Here is a 22,046-nt window from a genome sequence, read left to right as displayed (position 1 = left end):
CATTCACCTAAATGGCAAAAGCTGAGAATAGTCAAAACCCCAAATCAATCTCCCTTCGACAGGCTCAGGATGACAGATTGATTTAGGGTTTAATTTGTTGTGCAGATGATGTTAAAGATCAGATTACTTTTATGTCTTTACAGTAAGCGATCAATTGTTCGTTGTTCGAAAATTCCAATATTTCTTTGATCAGGTTGAGCCGTTTTTCAACACTGCTTAAACCAGATGGTTTGATGTTCTTTTGTTGTAAATGAAAGGGGATGTCCTTTTGGAGTATTCCCTTAGAAAGCAATTGAAGAATGATTTTATCGAAATCGGTAAAATGATAATCCTTCCTTTCTTCACCACTGCGTTTAAGGTGAGAGGAAAGATATTTTTTGTCTTGATAAATCGTTTCTATAGCCAGTTTAAGATCTTGTGCATCTTTGCGACCTTTGGGTACAAAAGCATCAATGTTCAACTCCTTAATCAATGAATTTGCTATTTCTGCCCTATGTTCCATAGAGAATACTAAAATTTTGAGATCTGGCTGTAATTGTTTAGCCACTTTGATCAATTCACTTCCTTTAGATATTTTTTGTTGAGTACCATCGTCTATAAAAGAAAGGTCGGTGATCAATAATTCGTAGGGAGCATTTTCTTGCAATCCTTTTTGGATACGCATTAAGGCATGGTCACAATAGTAGACGTAGTTTCGGGTGTCGTTGGCAATGCCCAACTCGGTGAGGGTTCTTTGTACCGAAAAGTTGGTCATTTCGTGGTCTTCGGCAATCAATACTTTTTTAAACATACTTTAGGTAGTTAGGAAATCGGAAATGAAAGCTTGATGTTCAATCCTTTTTCGGTTTCAGTATCAAAAGTAAGGCTGCCATGGATATGGGCGATACGGTTTCCCGTATTGGTCAGCCCATTTTTAAAAACGATGTCTTTGGATAGGCCAATGCCATTGTCTGTATAATAGATATTGATATGGTTATCGATCTGCTCAAATTGTAAAGTTACCTCAGTTGCCTGGCTGTGTTTGTCCATGTTCACCAACAATTCTTGAAGGATATGTTCTACTTCATACCTAACCTCAGTAGTCACTTTTTCCCAGAGTTGAGCAGTATTGCCTAAAACTACAACCTTGATGGTCGCTGTTTCAAAAGTTTGAAGGAGTTTCGTTAGTTTATCATTAAAATGCAGATTGGGTGTTTGAGGTTGGTCGTACGAGATGTCACGAGATTTCTGATACATGTCGTCAATCTTGTCCAAGATATGTTCTTTGTCGATGTCTTCCCGATTTTCGATTTCTGTCATTACCCGATACAAGCCATTGGCGACCACGTCGTGTACTTTTTTGGAAGTTCTAAGCTGGTTTTCGCGGATGGTATTTTGAGCTTCTAGTTCTAGTCGCTGTTTTCTTTTTTTGTACCAAATTACACCAAAGATTAGCAATATAATGGTAGATGTTATCAATATGATGAGCTGATATTTTTTCTCTGTATTGTCTTTTTGAAGTAGAAGATTGTCGGACTTTTGTTTTTCAGTTTCGTAGCGGATAAGGGCGAACTGATTCTTGTCAGAAGCGCGAGCGGTTTGCACACTATCATTCAATTTTTCAAATACTAAAAAATAGTTTTTTGATTCTTTTGATGGACTAAGTTTTATAAGATTGTGAAGTGCTAGTAATTTATCTTCAGCATTACTCGTTCTTTGAGATGTGCCATACATTTTACGTGCGTAAAATAAAGCCGAATCTAGGTGATTTTGAAGATAAAAATTAGACAAATGTAGATAGCTGGAACTTAAGTCTTCTAATTTGCTTCCTTTTTCTCGAATATGTAAAGCTTTTAAAAGCTCAGGGGCAGCATTATAATTGGGATTCTGAAGCCATTTAGTAATAGCACTATTAGTTAAGGCTCTAGAATATTCTGTTTTATTATTAATTCCTTCTTTAAGAATATCATCATAGAACTCTAATGATTTTGTTAAATCTTTCTTCTCTCTATAAGCGTTCCCAATATTGTTTTTTATCACGAATGCTGTACTATCTGCAGCATATGTCAAAGATTGTCTATAGAATTTAATTGCTAGATCATACTCTTTTAGATTATAAAAAGAAATGCCAAGATTATTAAGGTTAGATTTGATATAGTATAAATGGTTTGTATCTGTTTCATGGAAATATGGGATGGCACTTAACGAAATTTCTTGTCCACCAAAATAATCACCCATTTGAGTAGAAATAATACCCATATTTACTAAACACTTTCCTGCTCCTAGACTATCCTTTTGCTGCAAAAAAAGTCTTTAGCTAGGCTAAAATATTTAAATGCGCTATCTGATTTATTCTTTTGTCTATACTCAAATGCTCTATCATAAAAAGCATTTTCTATTTCTTTTTTTGGTGTACTTTTTATTTTAGACTTATTTTCGGAACAAGTAAATAAAAAAAGGCTAAGAATTAATATAAGATGAAGGCGTTTCACATTTTATAGTTTTACCCTAAGTTAGAAAAATAACTAACAATGCCTTCTCATGATTAATAATTGTTTAAATGACAATGAAGTTCCAGTAGAAATGAAGTCAGTTTTTATTGCTCTTGTGATTATCTATTTCTTTGATGATGTTTAGTTAAAATTAATTTGAATAGAAAAGGGGTAACAACCGCTACCCCTTTTATCTTTATTATGGTTTTGGAGGAGGCAACTGTCCGTTATCTCCTGTAGGGCCACCAGGCCCGTCACCTGGAGGTAGTCCACCAGGGTTGGTTCCGTCATCTCCACCAGAGCCATCATCGCCTCCGCTTCCAGAGCCGTCGTCGCCTGAGTTTGAACCGTCGGAGTTTACATAGACGGTACCTCCGCCATTACAGTTGGTGTTGTGATTTGCTGGGTTTACTAAGCCTAATAAAATGGCTATAATTAATGGTAAAAACATTTTTTCAAAAATTTAAGAATGATAAACTTTGTAGGTCCCCGCGACCATTCGCGGGGCTTGCTACGTTTGTAAATCAGAAGGCCTTCTGAAATTTTTGGGAAGTGTTTTTGAGTTTCAATTGCGGGAGCTTATAACTGCTTCCCAAACCGGTTACGAACTACCGCAACATCCGCTCATTGTGAAATCTGTTTCGTACATTTACTATGAGTTGAGCAAACGCTTGTACTGATTTCTGAAGCAAAGATGTGGACTGTAATCCGTTTGTAATTAGGTAATTCCGATGTTTCCTGTTAGTCCTAGATAATTCCAATGATATTCCGGTAAACCGTAAAAATTCCGGAAATTCCAGTCTATTTTTACATTTAATTTTTTGAAAATGTTTGAAGATTATAAAAATGCAGTACTAAATTTCTATCAAGAGAAAAAGGCGATGGGTCTGCTTTCCGAGACTTTTGAAAACCCAACGCAAGCTAAATTGAGGAAAGAATGTCTCCTCATTTTAAAAAACAGATACCTTAAAAAGGATGACGAAACGATTAAGGCGTTTTTTATCCTGATCATAAGTTTAATGATCATGAATTGAGTATCCAAAAATTTGACTTGGATGGATTTAAAGCACTATTGAAGTTTTTTTTAGGACAGCCGGGAATTAGAAAAGAAGAGAATGTAAAACTGTTGGCGTGGTTAATAGATTTTGAAATCAGGCCTTATAAAGATTGGAAAGCTGATCATTATGGTGCTTTAGGTCTGGCAGTTCTGCCAAATCCTGACCCTATTGATTTGGGTCCTCAAGAAAATGAAAAGCCAACTGATGAAGTTAAGGATGAAGATATAACCTGTACCGAGATTGAGGAACCTCCTAGGGAAGAAGAGCAAGAAACAAAAGACGAGCCTGTGTCACTGCCTCAGCCTTTCATTAGTGCGCCAGTTGAAACAGCAAAACCAAAGGTTAAATCAAAGTTCAAAAATGCTATCGTTTTATCTGTAGTTATAGCTATGGCAGGAGGTGGGTCATACGCTTTTTTAGATAATATAAATGCGCAATGTATGTACTGGACAGGTGACCAATACCAATCGGTAGGATGTAGTGTAAAGGTTGATCATGCTACCGTAATTGCTTTGGATAAACAGAAATTAGTCGGCTTAAAGAAAATCAATCGTTTGGATACCATTACGGAGAAGGATTTAGGCAAAGTTTGGTATGTAAAGATCAGACAAGACAGCGCTGAATTTTATACCGATAGCGGTACTTATCCCCTGAATAACAAGAAAAAATTAATGCCGATGACTTCCTATATCTTGAATAAATACATTTTACATAAATGAAGAGGGTCTTTGATAAGTTCGACCAACTAAAAGGCTAAGCTTTGTAGATGTCTTCCAAAGCCTTGTCCAGATCAACATAGTCAAATCGATAACCCGCATCCAATAGTTTTTGGGAAGAGGTATTGCTGCTCATCAGTGGTAAGATTCCCATTTCGCCCATGATCGTTTTTAATACAAATACAGGAACGGTAATCGGCCAAACAGGTCTGTGCAGTTTTTTGGCCATGCTTTGGGTCAATAACTTATTGGTAACCGGATAGGGGGCACAAGCATTATAAGGCCCTGCCATGTTCGGGTCTTCAACAGCAGTTACAAAGATTTTTACAATATCATTTAAGTGGATCCAAGGCATCCATTGTTTGCCCGTACCCAATGGGGCACCTACAAAAAAGCGTATCGGTTTTTCCATCGCGGCCAAAGCCCCATCTTCTTTGCTTAAAACAATACCCACTCTAATTTTAACTACGCGGATGCCTAGGTCAAGACCTGCGGTTGCAGCATTTTCCCATTCCATACAACAATCGGCCAAAAAGCCATCACCTGGTGCACTGGTTTCGGTCAATACTTCTTCACCTCTATCGCCATAAAAACCAACAGCAGATGCAGAAACAAAAGTGCTAACTGGTGCTTTGGTAGCCGCAATGGTGCGGTATAGAAGTTCACAAGATTTAACCCTGCTGTCTACAATTTCCTTTTTACGTTTAGCTGTCCATTTTTGATCGGCAATGCCTTCGCCAGCCAAATGGATAATGGTATCTATTCCTGTTAAGGCATTTTCGTCTATGGTCTGTTGGTACACATCCCACAGGTATACTTTCACATCTTTGATGTTGGTGTGTTTTCTAGACAAAATAGAGACCTGATGCCCCTTTGCCTGTAAAGCGGGAATCAATTTTCGGCCTACCAGCCCTGTAGCTCCTGTAATTAAAATGTTTTTCGACATATAGCATAAACCGCTAACACTAGGTTTTGGTTTTAATGAGCGAAATATAGGATTTTAGTTTGAACGTATACACAAGGTAGATTGGATAGTTGACTTTGAAATGGAACCGTTTTTTTGTTTTTGACAATTTTGTCAATCAAATGCCAAGGATGTGTTATCCCTATGTAAAAAATGAGCGATTAAAAAGGCTAATTGCTAGAATTTGTGCAAATTGCAGGTCAATATAAATGGCTACGGATATGAGCAAAAAGATTTTGGTTTGGTTTAGGAATGATTTACGCTTGCATGATAACGAAATGCTGGTTGAAGCCATTGCCAAATCTGATGAAATTTTGCCCGTCTATTGTTTCGATCCCCGTCATTTTGAGCTCACCAATTACCATAGCATCAAAACCGGTGCAAAAAGAACGCAATTCTTGGTCGAAAGTGTAGCTGCACTCCGTCAGTCGTTACAAGGTTATGGTGGCGACCTTTTGATCTTAAAAGGGAAACCCGAAGAACTTTTACCTGCATTGGTGAGCGAGTATGAGATTGCAGAAGTTTACCACCATAGGGAAGTTGCCAGTGAAGAGACAGTCGTTTCTACCCATGTAGAAGATCTTGTGGAAACAGAAAGTGAACCTGAAACATTTCATCGGTCATACGCTCTACAATAAAGAAGACCTACCCTTTCCAATCAAGGATATTCCTGATGTTTTTACACAGTTTAAGAAAAAGACTGAACGTGATGCCATTGTAAAACCTTGTTTTTTAACGCCAGACGCCATCAGTTTTGTCGCTGTGCAAGATTGGGGCATTTTACCTGAGCTCAATGAGTTGGTGGTTAACGAAGAGTTGGATGGATTAACGCAGGACTCTGAATTTAAAGGGGGAGAAGAAGCAGCCTTAAACCACCTGCACGATTTCTTGCATACTGGCGAAGGGATGGCTTTGGCCAATGCCTCGTTAAAAAAGAACGAAATCGTTTCCAAGCTCTCGCCTTGGTTGGCCTTGGGCTGTTTGTCACCGAGAGAAGTGTATTGGAAAATGAAGGAGGCCGAAGCCAATTATGGACTGAAACCTTATTTCAATCAGATTGTGTTGGGACTTTTATGGCGCGATTATTACCGCTTCATGTTCAAGAAATACCGCAATACCTTTTTTAAACCTGAAGGTTTTAAGCAAGAACTTACCCTAGTGCCATTGGCCGATAGCGACCTGTTGCACTTATGGAAAACAGGGAATACGGGGCATTTATTGGTTGATGCGATGATGCAGGAGCTGAACACCATAGGCTATATCAACAATGCGGCAAGGCAATTGGTCGCAACTTACTTGGTGTACGAACTGAAAGTGAATTGGGTAATGGGTGCCGCTTATTTTGAGGAAAAACTGATTGATTATTGTCCGGCGAGCAATTGGGGCAATTGGGCAACTGTTGCAGGCGTAGGTAACGACCAACGTTTAACTTCGAGCTTCGATTTTCAAAAGCAGCTCAAAGTGGTAGATCCAAAGGGTAACTACGCACAAGCTGCAAGAGCCTAATCCTAGCGTAATCATCACCTAAAGTAGTTGACTACATAGAAATATAGTACATATAGAATATTTTTGTCATGCTGAGTGTAACGAAGAAACTGATTGGCAAAATCTTTCTAATATGATCCTTCGATAGGCTTGAGATAGCATTAGTTAAAAGTGTATTAAGAAGTTAACCACATAGGAACATAGTACACATAGTGTACATTTGTCATTCTAAATACAACGAAGACCGCAAAGCAGTAAATCTTATTGATGAAATCATCCTTTTACAACCCTTCAACAAGCATACGAAATACAACTGTTCTACTCGGATTTTGATCATGAATTTGGCCGATCAATTGGTACGGTTTATGCTGTAACCATGGCTAAATTACACTACCCGATTTGCCCTGTTAGAAAAAGCACTTTTTATTTAATTAATTGTTAAGTTTATTGCCATTTCTTAAGGTAAAATCCTAATTTTGCAATACTTATCGTAATAAATACACAATGGATAACTTATCTTATCTCAATGGCGCCAACGCCGAATATATCGAATCCTTATACCAAAGCTATAAAGAAGACCGGAATTCGGTAGAATTTGGCTGGCAGAAGTTTTTTGAAGGCTTTGATTTCGGTAGAGGTTCTGATGCAACGCATGTTAGTACTGAAGCTCCCGAACATTTTTTAAAAGAGATGAACGTTTTAAACCTGATCAATGGATACCGTCAACGCGGACACTTGTTTACCAAAACAAATCCGGTAAGAGAGAGACGTAAACACTTACCAACCTTGGCAATTGAAAACTTTGGTCTGGCACAAGCCGACCTTGATACAGTTTTTAACTCAGCCATTGAAACCGGTATTGGATCACCAGCTAAATTAAGCGACATTGTTGCTTTCTTAGAGCAGACCTATTGCAGGTCTATCGGTGCAGAGTACTTGTATGTACGTACACCAGAGGTTTTAAAGTGGATCGAATCCAAAATGGAGAGCGAGCGCAACACGCCTAAGTTTTCTATCGAAGAGAAAAAACGCATCCTGACCAAATTGAATGAAGCGGTAAGTTTTGAGAACTTTTTGGGTACCAAATTTTTGGGACAAAAACGTTTCTCGTTAGAAGGTGCTGAGTCGTTGATTCCTGCATTGGATTCGGTGATTGAAAAAGGTGCAGAGTTGGGCATTGAGGAGTTTGTAATTGGTATGGCCCACCGTGGTCGTTTAAACGTATTGGCCAACATCATGCAAAAAACCTATAAAGATATTTTTGCAGAGTTTGAAGGCAAAGGTTATAGCGCTGAATCTCCTTTTGGGGGTGATGTGAAATACCACTTGGGTTACTCAACTGATGTAACTACCATTGATGGTAAAAGCGTACACTTGAGCTTATGTCCAAACCCATCGCACTTAGAAACAGTGAATGGTGTGGTTGAAGGGATGTCGCGTTCTAAGATCGATTTCAAATATGCAGGCGATAACAGCCGCTTGGCTCCGATCTTTGATCCATGGTGATGCTTCTGTAGCTGGTCAAGGGATTGTGTACGAAGTGATACAAATGGCCGGATTGGAAGGTTATAAAACAGGTGGAACCATCCACTTGGTGATCAACAACCAGATCGGTTTTACTACAAATTATAAAGATGCCCGTTCTAGTACTTATTGTACAGATATTGCCAAAGTAACGTTATCTCCGGTTTTCCACGTAAACGGTGATGATGTTGAAGCTTTGGTGTATGCCATCAACTTGGCCATGGAGTATCGTCAAAAATATAAAAACGATGTGTTCATCGATATTTTATGCTACCGCAGATTTGGACATAACGAAGCGGATGAGCCTAAATTTACGCAACCTTTGTTGTATAAAGCGATTGAGCAACATGCCAATCCAAGAGATATCTATATCGAAAAATTGACCAAAACCGGCGAGTTGGAAGCAGGTTTGGCCAAAGAGATGGAGAAACAGTTTAAAGGCATCTTACAAGAGCGTTTAAATGAAGCCAAAGAATTGACCTCTACGTATCACGATGTGAAGTTTGGAGGTGCATGGGCCGATATGCGTATCGCTACCGCCAAAGATTTCGATGTCTCACCAGATACTTCGGTTAAAAAAACAACTTTGTTAGAAGTTGCCAAAAGGATCTCTACTTTACCAAAAGATAAAAAGTTCTTCAAAAAAATCGAAAAGTTATTTGATGAGCGTTATAAAATGGCTACTACCACTCATGTATTTGATTGGGCAATGGGCGAGCAATTGGCCTACGGTACTTTGTTGGCCGAAGGTAAAAGGGTTCGTTTAAGCGGTCAGGATGTAAAGAGAGGAACTTTCTCTCACCGTCATGCCGTATTGACTTTAGAAGATAGTGAAGAGGAATATACACCACTAGCTAATATTTCTGATCAACAAGCACAATTTGACATCTACAACTCGCACTTATCAGAGTATGGTGTTTTAGGATTTGAGTATGGTTATGCCATGGCCAACCCTAATGCCCTAACCATTTGGGAAGCACAGTTTGGTGATTTCTTTAATGGGGCACAGATCGTGGTTGACCAATATGTAGCCAGTGCCGAAACCAAATGGCAAAGAGAAAATGGTTTGGTAATGTTGTTGCCACATGGTTACGAAGGCCAGGGGCCTGAGCACTCATCTGCAAGGATTGAGCGTTTTATGGAGCTTTGCGCAGATTACAACATGCAGGTAACCAATTGCACTACACCTGCTAACTTCTTCCATGCCTTACGTCGTCAGTTTAAACGCGATTTCCGTAAACCATTGGTGGTATTTAGCCCGAAAAGCTTGTTGCGCCATCCACTTTGTGTAAGTCCATTAACAGATTTTACAGAAGGTAAATTTAAAGAGGTGATAGATGATGCAAACGTAAAACCAGCAAACGTAAAACGTGTGGTTTTCTGTAGTGGCAAAATCTATTATGATCTATTGGAAACACAAAAAGCAAACGAAAAAGGTGATGTAGCCTTGGTACGAGTAGAGCAATTGTATCCAACACCTGTTGACCAAATGGAAGCAGTTTATAAACGCTATAAAAATGCAAAGGACGCAGTTTGGGTACAAGAAGAACCAGAAAACATGGGTGCTTGGCCTTACCTATTGCGCCGATTGAGAAAAACCTCATTTGGCCAAATGGATGTGATCTCTAGAAAAGAAAGCAGCAGTACGGCAACAGGTTTTGCAAAACAACATGCCAACCAACAAGCTTATATTGTAGCTACAGCTTTTGATGTTCCGGTAACAGAAAAAGTAAAAGAGATTGTAAGCAAAGCGACAAAAAAATTAGTTAACATAGATTAAAACGAGGTTTAGGGTGTAAGGTTTAAGGTAAAGGGCGGTGCCCATCAACATTTCAACTTTACAACATTTTAACCTTTAACAATACAAAACATAACGTTACAAATATGGGTTTAGAAATAAAAGTTCCGCCAGTTGGCGAATCGATTACAGAAGTAGTTTTATCTCGTTGGATTAAAAACGATGGAGATTTTGTTGAAATGGACGAAATCATTGCAGAGTTAGAATCTGATAAAGCAACGTTTGAACTAACTGCCGAAAAAGCGGGAACTTTAAAAATTGTAGCTAGCGAAGGTGATACCTTGCCAATTGGTGCAGTAGTTTGTTCTATTGAAGAGGGCGGCGCAGCAGCTAGCCCTAAAGCAGAAAGTCCAAAAGCCGAAACAGCGGCAGCTCCTGTTGCTGATAAAGTAAGTGCCCCTGTTGCAGAAAAATCTGGCGACAGCTATGCCACAGGAACACCATCGCCATCTGCAGCTAAGATCTTGGCCGAAAAAGGTGTAGATGCAGGTAGCGTAAAAGGTACCGGTGTTGATGGACGTATCACTAAAGATGATGCAAACAAAGCTGAAAAAGCAGCTAGTCCGAAAGTTGAGGCCCCAAAAGCGGCAAGTACTCCAGTTGTAGCTGGTTCAAGAAATGAGCGCAGAGAAAAAATGTCGCCATTGCGTAAAACAGTTGCTAAACGTTTAGTAACAGTTAAAAACGAAACAGCCATGTTGACCACTTTTAATGAGGTGAACATGAAACCGATCATGGACTTGAGAGCTAAATATAAAGACCAGTTTAAAGAGAAGTTTGGTGTAGGTTTAGGTTTCATGAGCTTCTTTACCAAAGCAGTTTGCGAGGCAGCTAAAGATTTTCCTGCGGTAAATGCACGTATTGAAGGTGAAGAGATCGTTTACAATGATTTTGTAGATGTGTCTATCGCAGTTTCTGCACCAAAAGGATTGGTGGTGCCGATCATCAGAAATGCAGAGAGCATGAGCTTGGCGCAGATCGAAAAAACGGTAATCGAATTGGCTACCAAGGCGAGAGATAGCAAATTGACAATTGAGGAAATGACAGGTGGAACATTTACCATTACCAACGGCGGTGTGTTTGGTTCGATGATGTCTACACCAATCATCAATGCGCCACAATCGGCAATTTTAGGGATGCACAACATTATTGAGCGTCCCATTGCAGAGAACAAAGAAGTGGTGATCCGTCCGATGATGTACATTGCCTTGTCTTATGACCACAGGATCATCGATGGTCGTGAGTCGGTAGGTTTCTTGGTACGTGTGAAACAACTGTTAGAAGACCCAGCTAGATTGTTATTAGGGGTATAAGCACCTGATTAATTATATTTTAAAAGTCCTGTCAAATTTTTTGATAGGACTTTTTATTTGCGACAAAATTGCATTACAATTGGGAGTAATTATATTTTTCTTCTATTTTAGCGGGTATACACCCAGGACTCGTTTTTATGAGAAGAATTGCAGTAACCCTGATTTTATTTTTAGCCGTAAGCAAATTAAGCGCACAGACCATTCAACAGAATTCGGGTTGGTTGGCCTTTTTCAATTCAACTAAATTCAACAAAAAATGGGGACTGGCACTCGATGTGCAAGTGCGTACCGCAGATGATTGGGCTTATGTAAGAAATACCTTGTTCAGACCCGGACTTACCTATTACCTCAATGATAAAAGCAATGTAACGGCGGGTTATATGTTGGCTACCACTAACAACAAATTTTCGCCAATCCCTAATAAACAGACTTTGTTAGAGCACCGGATCCTGGGAACAATACATCATTAACCATAAGATCAGTTCTGTTTTTGCCATGCACCGATTTAGATTAGAACAACGTTTTATTGAAACCAATGGGGATGATATCTTTTCGCAACGCCTCCGTTATTTCTTTAGGTTGATCCAGCCACTCCAGAAAAAGCAGGATACTTTTACCGAAGGTGCTTTTTTAGCTTTACAGAATGAAACGTTCTTCAATATCCAGAACAAAGATTTATTGAACAAGAGCTTTTTCGATCAAAATAGAGCTTATCTGGCTGCGGGCTACCGTTTCTCGAAAAAGATGGATATCGAGGCTGGCTATCTCAACCAGGCGAGTAAAGGAATCAATGGTACTACACTCAATAATGTGGTACAGTTGGCCATCTATACAAGGTTTTAATGATCTAAAGTCATATTTAACATTTTAGATGCTTTGAAATGTTAAATAAATAAAAAAATGGTGCTTTTTGCTCATTTTTGGGCATGAGACGTTTCCCTGTGCTAATTTTCGCCTTGCTTTTTGGTAAAAAGGTAAGTGCCCAAGATATCATCCCGAAATCTGTTAATCAACCTAAAATTGGTAGAAGTCTTTTCTCCAGAGAACCCAAAAGAAATTTTTCTCGTAAAGGAGAGTGGTTTGTACATTGGGGCTGGAACTTTTCTTTGTACGATACCAGCGACATCAATTTTAAAGGACCTGGTTACGATTTTACCTTAAAGAATGTAAAGGCAAAAGACAGACCCTCAAAATTATCTTTAGATTACATCAATCCGATGGAGTTGACTACTCCCCAATTCAATATGCGCTTTGGTTATTTCATTAAAGATAATTATAGCATCTCTTTGGGTTGGGACCACATGAAATACGTAATGGAAATTCCGCAAACGGTTAAGGTTGATGGTTATATTAATTCTACCATTTCTAGTCCGGGTATTCCAACTGGGCCTTACGCAGGTACCTATAACAATACGCCACTGCAGGTAAATGCAGATATGTTGACCTTTGAGCATACCGATGGTTTTAACTATGTAAGTACGGAGTTAGAGCGTTACGATGACATTTGGGTTGCCCGTTCGCAAAAGCAGATGCTGACCTTAGAAACCGGTGTGGGTGTTGGGGCAATGATCCCACGTACAGATGTAAGGTTGTTTGGGGTTGGGGAAAACAATTTCTGGAATTTTGCAGGTTATGGGATTTCTGTAAAAGCAGGTCTGAAGTTTAATTTTACCAAGAAGTTCTATCTACAGAGTTCTGCTAAGGTAGGGTTTACAGACCTATCTAAAATCCATACCACTGGAAGGAACAGCATTGATGGAGCCAGTCAAACCATTAGATACCTGGAAAGTTTAACCGTTTTAGGTTTACAGTTTTAAATAAAATTTGAAAGCCAATCTGATAAGGATTGGCTTTTTTCTTTTTTGTCATTCTGAGTGCAACGAAGAATCTCTATAGATTGATTCTTTATTTGTTGATTAATATCCAACACATAGAAACATAGTATACATAGGTATTTTTGTCATTCATATTGGTCGAGAAATGTTTTCTCGATCACTGTAAACTATATCGAGATTAGAAATCTCGATGATAATAGGTCTGGATTACAAATCCAGACCAGCACTATAGGGACATTAAATAAAAAAGCTTCCCAATGTTGTTGGAAAGCTTAGCTTTTTTGTGTGTGTTAAAAGCGTTTATATTTTTCTTACTCTTCCTGAGCCAGATACTCTTTGTTCTACTCTAGGGTTACCGCTGTAGTTGATGCTGCCCGATCCGCTGATTACGGCATCAATCTTGTCTTGGGCCACTATCGTAACACTTCCAGAGCCACTTACTACCGCGGTTAAATGGCTTACCGAAAATCCTTTTCTGGTAAATGCACCTGAGCCGCTAATGGTAATGGTAGCATCGTCTGCTCCACCGCTGATATTCAGGTTGCCTGAACCACTGATCACACCAGTATAATTAGCGATATCTGCGTTTGCCGTAATGCTGCCCGATCCGCTCAAAGTAGTGGTTAGTGTATTTTCTTTGATCTTACCATTAACCGATAGATTACCTGATCCGCTCATGGTTAAGCTTTTAATGGTTTTGGCCGAAACGTAGGCAGTGATTTTTTTGTTCTCGTATTTTCTAGACCAACTTTTCCAGCTGTTTTCAGGTCTAATTATCAGTATATTGCCTTTTACTTCGGTAATTAAAGTGGCAATTGCGTCTGCATCACCTTCAAACCTTAAACCTTCGGTACTGCCCAAGGTAACAACAACATTGATTGGTCCACCTGCTGCTACACCATTAAAATTCTTTACGTCTCTTTCTTCTTTTTTAAATTTAGAAAATGAAATTACGATTGGGTAGGCTGCCAAAACTGGTTGAAGGCTTAGGCTAAGCAATACAAAGCTTATGCCTAAAGAGATAAATAACTTTTTCATCGATTTTAGTTTATTTTTTATGGGTTCTCCAGAGTCCTAACACTCCGGGTTTAATTGTCTTTTCTTATTAGACGCCGTTTGTTGTGGAAACGTTGCACGCAGGTAAGAAATTTATTCACTGGTAAAAAAAGTTCATTAGTTCATTAGTCATTAGTTCATTTGTTCATTGGCAACTGATAACCGTCAACTGTTTAACTGGTTAATCGTCTTCAAAAGTCTCGGAGATAAAATTGTCACACTGAGCCTATCGAAGTGTAGGTTAAAGGGTCTTCGACAGGCTCAGACTGACATTCGTTACATTCAGTTCATTTGTTCAATGGTCATTAGTTCATTTGTTGTGAGTTGCTCGTTATTTGTTATTAACCTCTATCACTATTCTCTGTTTCGTATTCTCTAAACTTTCAACTCTATTCCCTGACAAAAAAATGCCCAACTGCTAAAAATTAACAATTGGGCATTGGTCTATTTTAACCGAACAGTTTTACTATTCTACTTTTTTAACATTGATATAAAAGTTTGGATCTGCCTTAAAATTGTCTGCATTGATACTGGCATCTACCTTAATGGTCTTCCAGTCGTTGGTAGGTTTGATGAGGGTATATTGATCTGCCTTTAGTGTAACCTTAACTGGCATGTCAAATCCGGCAACATCGGTTATCCAACGGTAGGATAGGGTTCCGTTGGCTATCTTATATTCCAATACAGGAATTTTGCTGTAGCGTAAATATTGATCAAATACTTTGTCGAGCTTTAATCCACTTTGTTTGGCTATATAAGCTTCTATTTCTTGGGTAGTGGTGGTTTTGTGGTAAAAGGTTTTGTTGATGCCTCTTAAAATAGATCTGAATTTCTCATCGTTGTTGATCAACTGACGGATGTTATGGATCAGGCTGGCTCCTTTGGGATACATGTCTGGACTGCCTTCTTCATTGACATTGTATGGACCAATAATTGGCGATCTATTGCTAATGCCCTTTCTCAAACCAATCAAATATTCTTCTCCTGCCTTTTTACCTTGGGTAGACTCGGTAAACAAGGCTTCAGAATAGGTAGTAAAGCCTTCGTGCACCCACATATCGGCAATGTCTTTGGTGGTTACATTGTTGGCAAACCACTCGTGCCCACTTTCGTGTACCGTAATGTAGTCCCATTTTAAACCATGGCCTGTGCCAGACATATCGCTACCTAGGTAACCCTTTCTAAATTGATTGCCATAAGCTACTGCACTTTGGTGTTCCATGCCCAGGTGTGGCGCCTGTACCAGTTTATAACCATCTTTATACCATGGGTATGGACCAAACCAGTACTCGAACGATTTTAACATTGGTTTCACATCGGCATCCCAATGTGGGCGGGCTTTGGCACTGTCTTCTTTTAGCGACCAGTAATCGATGGTCAAAGGACCGTTTTCGCCATTGTAGGTGTCTGTCCAGTGGGCATATTTACCAATATAGAATGATACGGTGTAGTTGTTGATTGGATTGGCTACAAACCAGTTGTGTTGTCTGTATCCATCTGGCTTGTCTATAATGCTACGTAATCGACCATTAGAAACCTCATCAAGGTCTTTGGGTACAGAGATACTGATCAACATGCTATCTACCTCATCACTTTGGTGGTCTTTGGTTGGCCACCAAACGCTGGCACCCAAGCCTTGGCAGGCTACAGATACAAACGGATTGCCGCCTTTGTCTTTTCTAAAGATAAAACCACCATCCCAAGGTGGGTTACGGGCCACTTTAGGATTGCCGCCATAAAACACGGTAAAACTATCTTTGCTGCCTTTTTTAATGGTCTTTGGGAAGGTCACAAATACGGCCCCAAACTCTCTGGTAAAGGGAAGGTCAGCTCCTTTGTAAACTACTTTTTCAATTTTTAGATTTTCGAAAAGATCAAACTGTAGTTTGGTAAAATCTTGTGTAGCGGTAAAGGCAAACTCATTGCTGCCACTTACCGATTTATTGTCGATGTCTATCTTCACATCCAAGTGGTAGTAATTGATATCATAACAAGTACGTAAAGGGGTTAACATCCCTCTTAGGCTATCAGCTCTGCTGTTGCCTTTTTTAGCACCCAACAATTGGGCTTGTGTACCGTAGCTCAATAATACTAAAGCGAGTACGGTGTAGATCAGTTTTTTCATTTTGTTATTATGGTTTTAACACATTTACAGTAATAAATGAACTGTTAAAGGTGTCGTGGTATATTTTATGGGTAGCTTTTTGAAAATCTTTCGGCTCTGCCTGATAGATGTCCATAAATTTTTGTGGGTTTCTGTCGGCCAATGGAAACCAGGTATTTTGAATTTGGATCATGATCCGATGACCTTTTTTAAAGGTATGGGCCACGTCTGGTAGGGCATAGCTCACTTTGGTAATGGCATTGGGTACAAAAGGTTCGGGTTTTTCGAAACTGTTGCGGTACTTGCCTCGCATGATCTCTCCACGTACCAACATCTGGTAACCGCCCATGATCAGGTTCTTAGGGTTGGGGCTTGGGTTTGGTGTATCCTCTGGATATACATCTATCAGTTTCACCACATAATCTGCATCGGTACCAGTGGTTGCTACCACCAAGTTGGCCAAAACAGGCCCTGTTAAAGTAATGTCTTCTGTTAAAACATCAGTTTGATAGGTTTTTACATCTGGCCTGCGGGCGGCAAAACGTTGATCGTCTATCATATATTCGCGGGTTCTCCTGGCCTGTACACCATCTTGGTAAGGTACTGGGTTTGCAGGGTCGCTTACATATTCGTCCCAACTATCGGTGCGGCCAACCTTGGTAAAAGCCAATTTGCCATTGGGCTGTAGGTACAGGTTTCTGCTCTCTGTTTCTGCAGGTGGCCAAGCATTAAAGCGTTTCCATTGGTTGCTACCCGTTACAAAGATATTGGCTTCGGCAGGGTTAAAATCGCCTTCGCCTTTGAGGTAAAACTTAAAGAAAGGCAGTTCTAGGTTTTGTTGGTAATAGGTGCTGGTAGGCTGTCCGAACTGGATGTCGCCAAAGCTACTGCCAGTACTGCGTACCCATCCTCCATGAAACCATGGTCCTGCCACCAAGATATTATTGGCACCAGGGTTCTGTTTTTCGATCGCTTTATAAGTCGCAAAAGTTCCGTAGGCGTCTTCTGCATCAAAAAAACCACCGACCACCATTACAGCAGGTTTAACATTGGTAAGGTGGGGGGTAATCAGCCTTGCTCTCCAAAAAGTATCCAGATTGGGGTGTTTAAAGAGATTGTTCCAGAACTTGATGCTGTCTGCAAAATATTTGTCTTTGAGGTTTTTAACGGATCCAGCTTCTAAATAGAAACGGTAATTGTCCTGAATAGGGAAGACAAAACCTTTAGGGCCTTTGTCTGGCGTAATGGGTTTTGGGCGTGGTACGCCAAAATTGCTCATGAAACTAAAGGCGTCCATTAAAAACAGGGTGCCATTATGGTGGAAGTCATCGCCCAAAAACCAATCGGTTACAGGGGACTGTGGTGAAACTGCTTTTAGCGCAGGGTGTGCATTGGGTAAAGATGTGGTAGAATAAAAACCCGGATAAGAAATACCCGAGATACCCGCTTTACCATTGTTGTTCGGGATGTTTTTAACCAACCAATCGATCGTATCGTAGGTATCAGTACTTTCGTCGATGTCTTTTTTACCTTTTTTGCTAGTCTGTGGCCTGATGTCTTCAAAGTTGCCTTCACTCATCCATCTTCCACGTACGTCTTGATACACGAAGATAAATCCTTCTCTCATCAAAGCGGGGAAACTGCCTAGGCTGAGCTTATATTTGTCTTCACCATATGGTGCAACGGTATAAGGGGTGCGGTTCAATCAAAAAAGGATATTTTTTACTCTGGTCTTTGGGCATGTAAATGGCCGTAAATAGTTTTATGCCATCGCGCATGGTCATCTGTCTTTCTATTTTGGTGTAGTTGTTTCTAACATATGCCGAATCTGTTTCTTGCGCACTTGCGGCCAAAGAAAACGTAAGAAGAGCAGAAAATAAGGTGAGTTTAAGGATGTTCATTATTTGATGATGTCTACTTCAATAAAACTATCGTTAAATATGGTTTGTGTGGCTTTGATATAATCTGCCGCTTTGGCTTTGTAAGGATTAGGTACAAATTTTTGTGGGTTGCGGGCAAACAAAGGGAAGGCTGTACTTTGTACTTGGATCATAATGCGATGGCCTTTTTTAAAGGTATGTAACACATCTTGTAAACGGAAGTTGACTTCTGTTTTTTTACCAGCTGTTAAAGCTTCTGGTTTTTCGAAACTGTTACGGAAACGGGCAGGCATCATCTCTGAACGTACCATTTGCCAATAATTGCTCAACGTAATGTTCTTGTTTGGCATGTAGGCATTATTCGGCTCGTCTGCTGGATAAACGTCAATCAGTTTCACAAAGAAATCTGCATCGCTACCCGTTGTAGCTATTTTTAAGTGCGACATGATTTCGCCACCTAAGGTAATGTCTTCTGTTAAAACGTCGCTCTGGAACACCAATACATCTGGCCTGCGACCTGCAAAACGTTGATCTTCGCTCATGTAGTTGTGCGGAGTAAAACCTGTAGTGGTGGTAATGTCTTCGGTATAAGGTACAGGTTTTAAAGGGTCGCTAAGGTAAGAAGTAGAACCAGCTGTGCTTGGCTTGGTCATGCTCAGTTTGCCATTTGTAGCCAGATAGAGTTTCTGTTTGGTTACATTGGCTGCGGGCCATTTGGTAAAGGTATCCCATTTTTTTAGGCCTGTATCAAACATGTAAGCTTCTGGTAAGCCTGTGTTTTTATCTCCATTACCTTTTAAAAAGTGGTTAAAGAATTTCGATTCGATCTCTTTTGATAAAAAGTGGCGATGCTATCGCCAAAGTAAACATTGCTGTGCATGGTATGGCCTGCTTCGCTCGACCAACGGCCGTGGCCAAATGGACCCATTACAATGGTGTTGTAGGCATTTGGATTTTTCTTTTCGATGGTTTTATAGATGTTTAATGGTCCCGATAGATCTTCGGCATCGAACCAGCCACCAACCGTCATGATTGCAGGTTTTACACCTTCTGTATAATGTTTCAATAAGCCACGTTTTTGCCAAAACTCATCATAGCTTGGGTGGTTTACGGTTTCTTGCCAAAAGAAATTGTCTTTATAGTATTTGTCGGCATTGCTTAAGGGGCCAAGGTCTAATCCGAACTGGTAACCATCTCTGGTACCCGTCTTAATGTTCTGGCTGTTGTACCAAGCCGTGGTGGTGGTGTCTTTTTTCTGTACACCAAATACAGGGAAGGTAAAGAAATAGCTTTGTAAGAATGCGCCATTATGGTGAAAATCGTCGAAAAAGAAATCTGAGATTGGGGCCTGTGGCGATGAAGCTTTTAGCGCAGGGTGATTACTCAAGATACCTGCTGCGGTATAAAAACCAGGATACGAAATACCCCACTGGCCTACATTGCCATTGTTATTTGCGGCATTTTTGATCAACCAATCTATGGTGTCGTAAGTGTCCGAGCCTTCGTCTACATCGCTTTTACTTTTTTTGTTGGCTATCACTGGGGTCATGTTGGTAAAAGTGCCTTCGCTTTTATACCTGCCGCGCACATCCTGATAAACGAAGATGTACCCTTCTTTCATCATGGTGGTTGATGGACCTAATTTGCCTGGATATTTATCGATACCATAAGGTGCAATGCTATAACAGGTACGCTGCATCATGATCGGGTATTTTTTTTGTGCTGAAGCGTCTTTTGGGGTATAGATGGAGGTAAATAGTTTTACACCATCACGCATGGTGATATAGGTGTCGGTTTTGGTGTAATTGTCTTTGATATAGGTGTTTTGTGCCTTCAGGTTGGTAACGATAAATACGAAACTGAGCAGTAGAATGGCTGATTTTAAGCGGTTCATATTGAATAGGATAGGTTTATTGTATAAATATATGTAAAATGGTTTTGTTGTATAAATTATTTGAAGATAGGTATCAAGATTGTGATAGGGAGTTGAAAGTTAAAGGTTGAAAGTTTAAAGTGAAAAGTAGATAGTGTTCACAAAAATAGATGTTTTGCTAAATCTTTGGTAAAACACTTCGACAGGCTCAGACTGACAATTTATCTAGGAGATTTTTAATGACAGTTAACCATTTAAACAATTGTACAATTAAACAGTTGACGGTTATCAGTTTGCAATGAACTAATGACTAATGAACTATTGAACCAATCGACTGTTTACTGATGAACTAATGACCATTTGAACTTTACCAGAATAAAACTAATGTGTAACTTAGCCACATAAAATTTTTTAGGTTATGCAATACGATGTAGTTGTTATAGGCTCGGGCCCGGGCGGTTATGTAGGTGCCATTCGCTGTGCACAGTTAGGTTTGAAAACAGCAGTAGTTGAAAAATATAAAACTTTTGGAGGTACTTGTCTAAATGTAGGCTGTATTCCTTCTAAGGCTTTGTTAGATTCTTCTGAGCATTTTCACAATGCTGCCCACACTTTTACTACACATGGTATTAACCTAAAAGATTTAAAGGTTGATATGAAGCAGATGATTGCCCGCAAGGATGATGTTGTGGCGCAGAATACTGCCGGTATTACTTATTTATTCAAGAAAAACAAAATCGATTCTTTTGAAGGCGTTGGTTCTTTTGTGGATAAAAACACCATTTTGGTAACCAAGGCTGATGGTTCAACAGAAACACTTTCTACAAAGAACGTGATCATTGCTACAGGTTCTAAACCTACGGCATTGCCTTTTTTACCTATTGATAAAAAACGTATCATTACTTCTACCGAAGCTTTAAACATCAAAGAAGTTCCAAAAACGATGGTTGTGATTGGTGGTGGTGTAATTGGTCTGGAGTTGGGTTCGGTATATGCCCGTTTGGGTACCAAAGTATCTGTGGTTGAGTTTATGCCTTCTATCATTGCGACGATGGATGCTGGCTTAGGTAAAGAACTACAACGTGTGTTAAAGAAATCTTTAGGCATGGAGTTTTTAATGGGCCATAAAGTTACTGGCGCTAGTGTTAAAGGTAAAACCGTTACAGTTACTGCCGATAATGCAAAAGGCGAAGCAGTGAAGTTAGAAGCTGATTACTGTATTGTTGCGGTAGGAAGAACGGCTTATAGTGAAGGTTTAGGTCTAGATAAAATAGGCATCACCTTAGAAGAAAGAGGTAAAAAAATCCCTGTAGATGCGCACTTGGAAACTCCTGTTAAAGGTGTTTATGCCATTGGCGATGTCATTACCGGAGCCATGTTGGCGCACAAGGCTGAAGATGAAGGTATTTTTGTGGCTGAAACCATTGCCGGACAGAAACCTCATATCAATTACAACTTAATTCCTGGTGTGGTTTATACTTGGCCAGAAGTGGCTTCTGTGGGTTATACCGAAGAGCAGTTGAAAGAAAAAGGCACCAAATATAAAACAGGTTCTTTCCCTTTTAAAGCAAGTGGAAGAGCAAAAGCAAGTATGGATACAGATGGATTTGTAAAGGTATTGGCTGATGAGGCTACCGACGAAATCTTAGGTGTACATATGATTGGCCCACGTGCCGCTGATATGATTGCTGAAGCAGTTGTGGCAATGGAGTTCCGTGCTTCGGCTGAGGATATTGCAAGAATCTGCCATGCACACCCAACCTATACTGAGGCATTGAAGGAAGCAGCTTTGGCGGCAACCGAAAATAGAGCGATACATATTTAAGTTGAAAGTTAAAGGTTGAAAGTCTGAAAACCTTTTAAGTAATCAGCTGAATACAGCTAAACAAAATAGAGATCCCGCGGTACTACCGTGGGATTTTTTTTGTATAAATAGGATGTAAATATTTTGCGCAACTGCTTGGGGCTA

General features: G+C 39.8%; 17 protein-coding genes and 2 pseudogenes. 10 read left to right on the top strand and 9 right to left on the bottom strand.

Annotated elements, in window-relative coordinates; genetic code table 11:
* Positions 1-118: 118 nt before the first annotated feature.
* The 3 genes from ACFJIZ_RS14010 to ACFJIZ_RS14000 form a co-directional block, all read right to left on the bottom strand.
* Entirely contained in the window at positions 119-790 is a 672-nt protein-coding gene (locus ACFJIZ_RS14010) for a response regulator (RefSeq protein WP_379085135.1), read from the bottom strand.
* Between the two features lie 11 nt (positions 791-801).
* Complete coding sequence (locus ACFJIZ_RS14005; RefSeq protein WP_379085132.1) at positions 802-2,283, bottom strand: ATP-binding protein; 1,482 nt, start codon at positions 2,281-2,283, stop codon at positions 802-804.
* A 387-nt stretch (positions 2,284-2,670) separates the two neighbouring features.
* A complete protein-coding gene (locus tag ACFJIZ_RS14000; RefSeq protein ID WP_379085129.1) occupies positions 2,671-2,922 on the bottom strand; it encodes a hypothetical protein in 252 nt (83 codons plus the stop codon).
* 376 nt (positions 2,923-3,298) lie between these two features.
* Here ACFJIZ_RS14000 and ACFJIZ_RS13995 point away from each other — a divergent pair, with 376 nt between their 5' ends.
* Positions 3,299-3,505, top strand: a complete 207-nt coding sequence (locus tag ACFJIZ_RS13995; protein ID WP_379085127.1) for a hypothetical protein — start codon at positions 3,299-3,301, stop codon at positions 3,503-3,505.
* Complete coding sequence (locus ACFJIZ_RS13990) at positions 3,502-4,248, top strand: hypothetical protein (protein ID WP_379085124.1); 747 nt, start codon at positions 3,502-3,504, stop codon at positions 4,246-4,248. Before ACFJIZ_RS13995 ends, ACFJIZ_RS13990 begins: the two co-directional genes overlap by 4 nt.
* Before the next feature lie 34 nt (positions 4,249-4,282).
* On the opposite strand, the gene ACFJIZ_RS13985 is transcribed toward ACFJIZ_RS13990, so the two are convergent.
* Positions 4,283-5,191: a TIGR01777 family oxidoreductase gene (locus ACFJIZ_RS13985; protein ID WP_379085121.1), complete on the bottom strand. Its 909-nt coding sequence runs from the start codon at positions 5,189-5,191 to the stop codon at positions 4,283-4,285.
* Between the two features lie 239 nt (positions 5,192-5,430).
* On the opposite strand from ACFJIZ_RS13985, the gene ACFJIZ_RS13980 reads away from it, so the two are divergent.
* The 7 genes and pseudogenes from ACFJIZ_RS13980 to ACFJIZ_RS13950 all read left to right on the top strand — a co-directional run bounded on the left by ACFJIZ_RS13980 (position 5,431) and on the right by ACFJIZ_RS13950 (position 13,146).
* Complete coding sequence (locus ACFJIZ_RS13980; protein ID WP_379085118.1) at positions 5,431-5,847, top strand: deoxyribodipyrimidine photo-lyase; 417 nt, start codon at positions 5,431-5,433, stop codon at positions 5,845-5,847.
* Positions 5,792-6,715, top strand: coding sequence for an FAD-binding domain-containing protein (locus tag ACFJIZ_RS13975; RefSeq protein WP_379085115.1), 924 nt, complete (start codon positions 5,792-5,794; stop codon positions 6,713-6,715). The genes ACFJIZ_RS13980 and ACFJIZ_RS13975 overlap by 56 nt, the downstream gene beginning before the upstream one ends.
* A gap of 483 nt (positions 6,716-7,198) precedes the next feature.
* Positions 7,199-9,998, top strand: a pseudogene (locus ACFJIZ_RS13970) (2-oxoglutarate dehydrogenase E1 component).
* Positions 9,999-10,102: 104 nt separating this feature from the next.
* Positions 10,103-11,329 carry a 2-oxoglutarate dehydrogenase complex dihydrolipoyllysine-residue succinyltransferase gene (gene odhB / locus ACFJIZ_RS13965; RefSeq protein WP_379085113.1) on the top strand — a complete coding sequence of 409 codons (1,227 nt, stop codon included), beginning with the start codon at positions 10,103-10,105 and terminating at the stop codon, positions 11,327-11,329.
* Between the two features lie 137 nt (positions 11,330-11,466).
* A complete protein-coding gene (locus ACFJIZ_RS13960; protein ID WP_379085110.1) occupies positions 11,467-11,799 on the top strand; it encodes a DUF2490 domain-containing protein in 333 nt (110 codons plus the stop codon).
* 25 nt (positions 11,800-11,824) lie between these two features.
* A complete protein-coding gene (locus tag ACFJIZ_RS13955; RefSeq protein WP_379085107.1) occupies positions 11,825-12,172 on the top strand; it encodes a DUF2490 domain-containing protein in 348 nt (115 codons plus the stop codon).
* Positions 12,173-12,255: 83 nt separating this feature from the next.
* Positions 12,256-13,146, top strand: a complete 891-nt coding sequence (locus tag ACFJIZ_RS13950) for a hypothetical protein (RefSeq protein ID WP_379085104.1) — start codon at positions 12,256-12,258, stop codon at positions 13,144-13,146.
* A gap of 318 nt (positions 13,147-13,464) precedes the next feature.
* Here ACFJIZ_RS13950 and ACFJIZ_RS13945 read toward each other — a convergent pair whose 3' ends face one another.
* The 5 genes and pseudogenes from ACFJIZ_RS13945 to ACFJIZ_RS13925 all read right to left on the bottom strand — a co-directional run bounded on the left by ACFJIZ_RS13945 (position 13,465) and on the right by ACFJIZ_RS13925 (position 20,098).
* Positions 13,465-14,202 (bottom strand): head GIN domain-containing protein, encoded by a 738-nt coding sequence (locus tag ACFJIZ_RS13945; protein ID WP_379085101.1) that lies wholly within the window; start codon positions 14,200-14,202, stop codon positions 13,465-13,467.
* 484 nt (positions 14,203-14,686) lie between these two features.
* Positions 14,687-16,345: a M1 family metallopeptidase gene (locus tag ACFJIZ_RS13940; protein WP_379085098.1), complete on the bottom strand. Its 1,659-nt coding sequence runs from the start codon at positions 16,343-16,345 to the stop codon at positions 14,687-14,689.
* Positions 16,346-16,352: 7 nt separating this feature from the next.
* Positions 16,353-18,225, bottom strand: a pseudogene (locus tag ACFJIZ_RS13935) (CocE/NonD family hydrolase).
* Complete coding sequence (locus ACFJIZ_RS13930; RefSeq protein ID WP_379094042.1) at positions 18,225-19,031, bottom strand: CocE/NonD family hydrolase; 807 nt, start codon at positions 19,029-19,031, stop codon at positions 18,225-18,227. The pseudogene ACFJIZ_RS13935 and the gene ACFJIZ_RS13930 overlap by 1 nt, the downstream one beginning before the upstream one ends.
* Positions 19,001-20,098, bottom strand: coding sequence for a CocE/NonD family hydrolase (locus tag ACFJIZ_RS13925; RefSeq protein WP_379085095.1), 1,098 nt, complete (start codon positions 20,096-20,098; stop codon positions 19,001-19,003). Before ACFJIZ_RS13925 ends, ACFJIZ_RS13930 begins: the two co-directional genes overlap by 31 nt.
* Before the next feature lie 397 nt (positions 20,099-20,495).
* On the opposite strand from ACFJIZ_RS13925, the gene lpdA reads away from it, so the two are divergent.
* Complete coding sequence (gene lpdA / locus ACFJIZ_RS13920) at positions 20,496-21,902, top strand: dihydrolipoyl dehydrogenase (RefSeq protein ID WP_379085092.1); 1,407 nt, start codon at positions 20,496-20,498, stop codon at positions 21,900-21,902.
* Positions 21,903-22,046 lie beyond the last annotated feature (144 nt).

It is taken from the genome of Pedobacter sp. UC225_65 (assembly GCF_042698365.1).
Classification (GTDB): domain Bacteria; phylum Bacteroidota; class Bacteroidia; order Sphingobacteriales; family Sphingobacteriaceae; genus Pedobacter.
This window is presented reverse-complemented; position numbering and strand designations above follow the sequence as displayed.

What these genes read in the sequence shown, in the direction of transcription:
- ACFJIZ_RS14010 (WP_379085135.1), bottom strand. Translation starts at nt 790, where the DNA reads ATGTTTAAAAAAGTATTGATTGCCGAAGACCACGAAATGACCAACTTT.
- ACFJIZ_RS14000 (WP_379085129.1), bottom strand. Translation starts at nt 2,922, where the DNA reads ATGTTTTTACCATTAATTATAGCCATTTTATTAGGCTTAGTAAACCCA.
- ACFJIZ_RS13995 (WP_379085127.1), top strand. Translation starts at nt 3,299, where the DNA reads ATGTTTGAAGATTATAAAAATGCAGTACTAAATTTCTATCAAGAGAAA.
- ACFJIZ_RS13985 (WP_379085121.1), bottom strand. Translation starts at nt 5,191, where the DNA reads ATGTCGAAAAACATTTTAATTACAGGAGCTACAGGGCTGGTAGGCCGA.
- ACFJIZ_RS13980 (WP_379085118.1), top strand. Translation starts at nt 5,431, where the DNA reads ATGAGCAAAAAGATTTTGGTTTGGTTTAGGAATGATTTACGCTTGCAT.
- odhB (WP_379085113.1), top strand. Translation starts at nt 10,103, where the DNA reads ATGGGTTTAGAAATAAAAGTTCCGCCAGTTGGCGAATCGATTACAGAA.
- ACFJIZ_RS13960 (WP_379085110.1), top strand. Translation starts at nt 11,467, where the DNA reads ATGAGAAGAATTGCAGTAACCCTGATTTTATTTTTAGCCGTAAGCAAA.
- ACFJIZ_RS13955 (WP_379085107.1), top strand. Translation starts at nt 11,825, where the DNA reads ATGCACCGATTTAGATTAGAACAACGTTTTATTGAAACCAATGGGGAT.
- ACFJIZ_RS13950 (WP_379085104.1), top strand. Translation starts at nt 12,256, where the DNA reads ATGAGACGTTTCCCTGTGCTAATTTTCGCCTTGCTTTTTGGTAAAAAG.
- ACFJIZ_RS13945 (WP_379085101.1), bottom strand. Translation starts at nt 14,202, where the DNA reads ATGAAAAAGTTATTTATCTCTTTAGGCATAAGCTTTGTATTGCTTAGC.
- ACFJIZ_RS13940 (WP_379085098.1), bottom strand. Translation starts at nt 16,345, where the DNA reads ATGAAAAAACTGATCTACACCGTACTCGCTTTAGTATTATTGAGCTAC.
- ACFJIZ_RS13925 (WP_379085095.1), bottom strand. Translation starts at nt 20,098, where the DNA reads ATGAACCGCTTAAAATCAGCCATTCTACTGCTCAGTTTCGTATTTATC.
- lpdA (WP_379085092.1), top strand. Translation starts at nt 20,496, where the DNA reads ATGCAATACGATGTAGTTGTTATAGGCTCGGGCCCGGGCGGTTATGTA.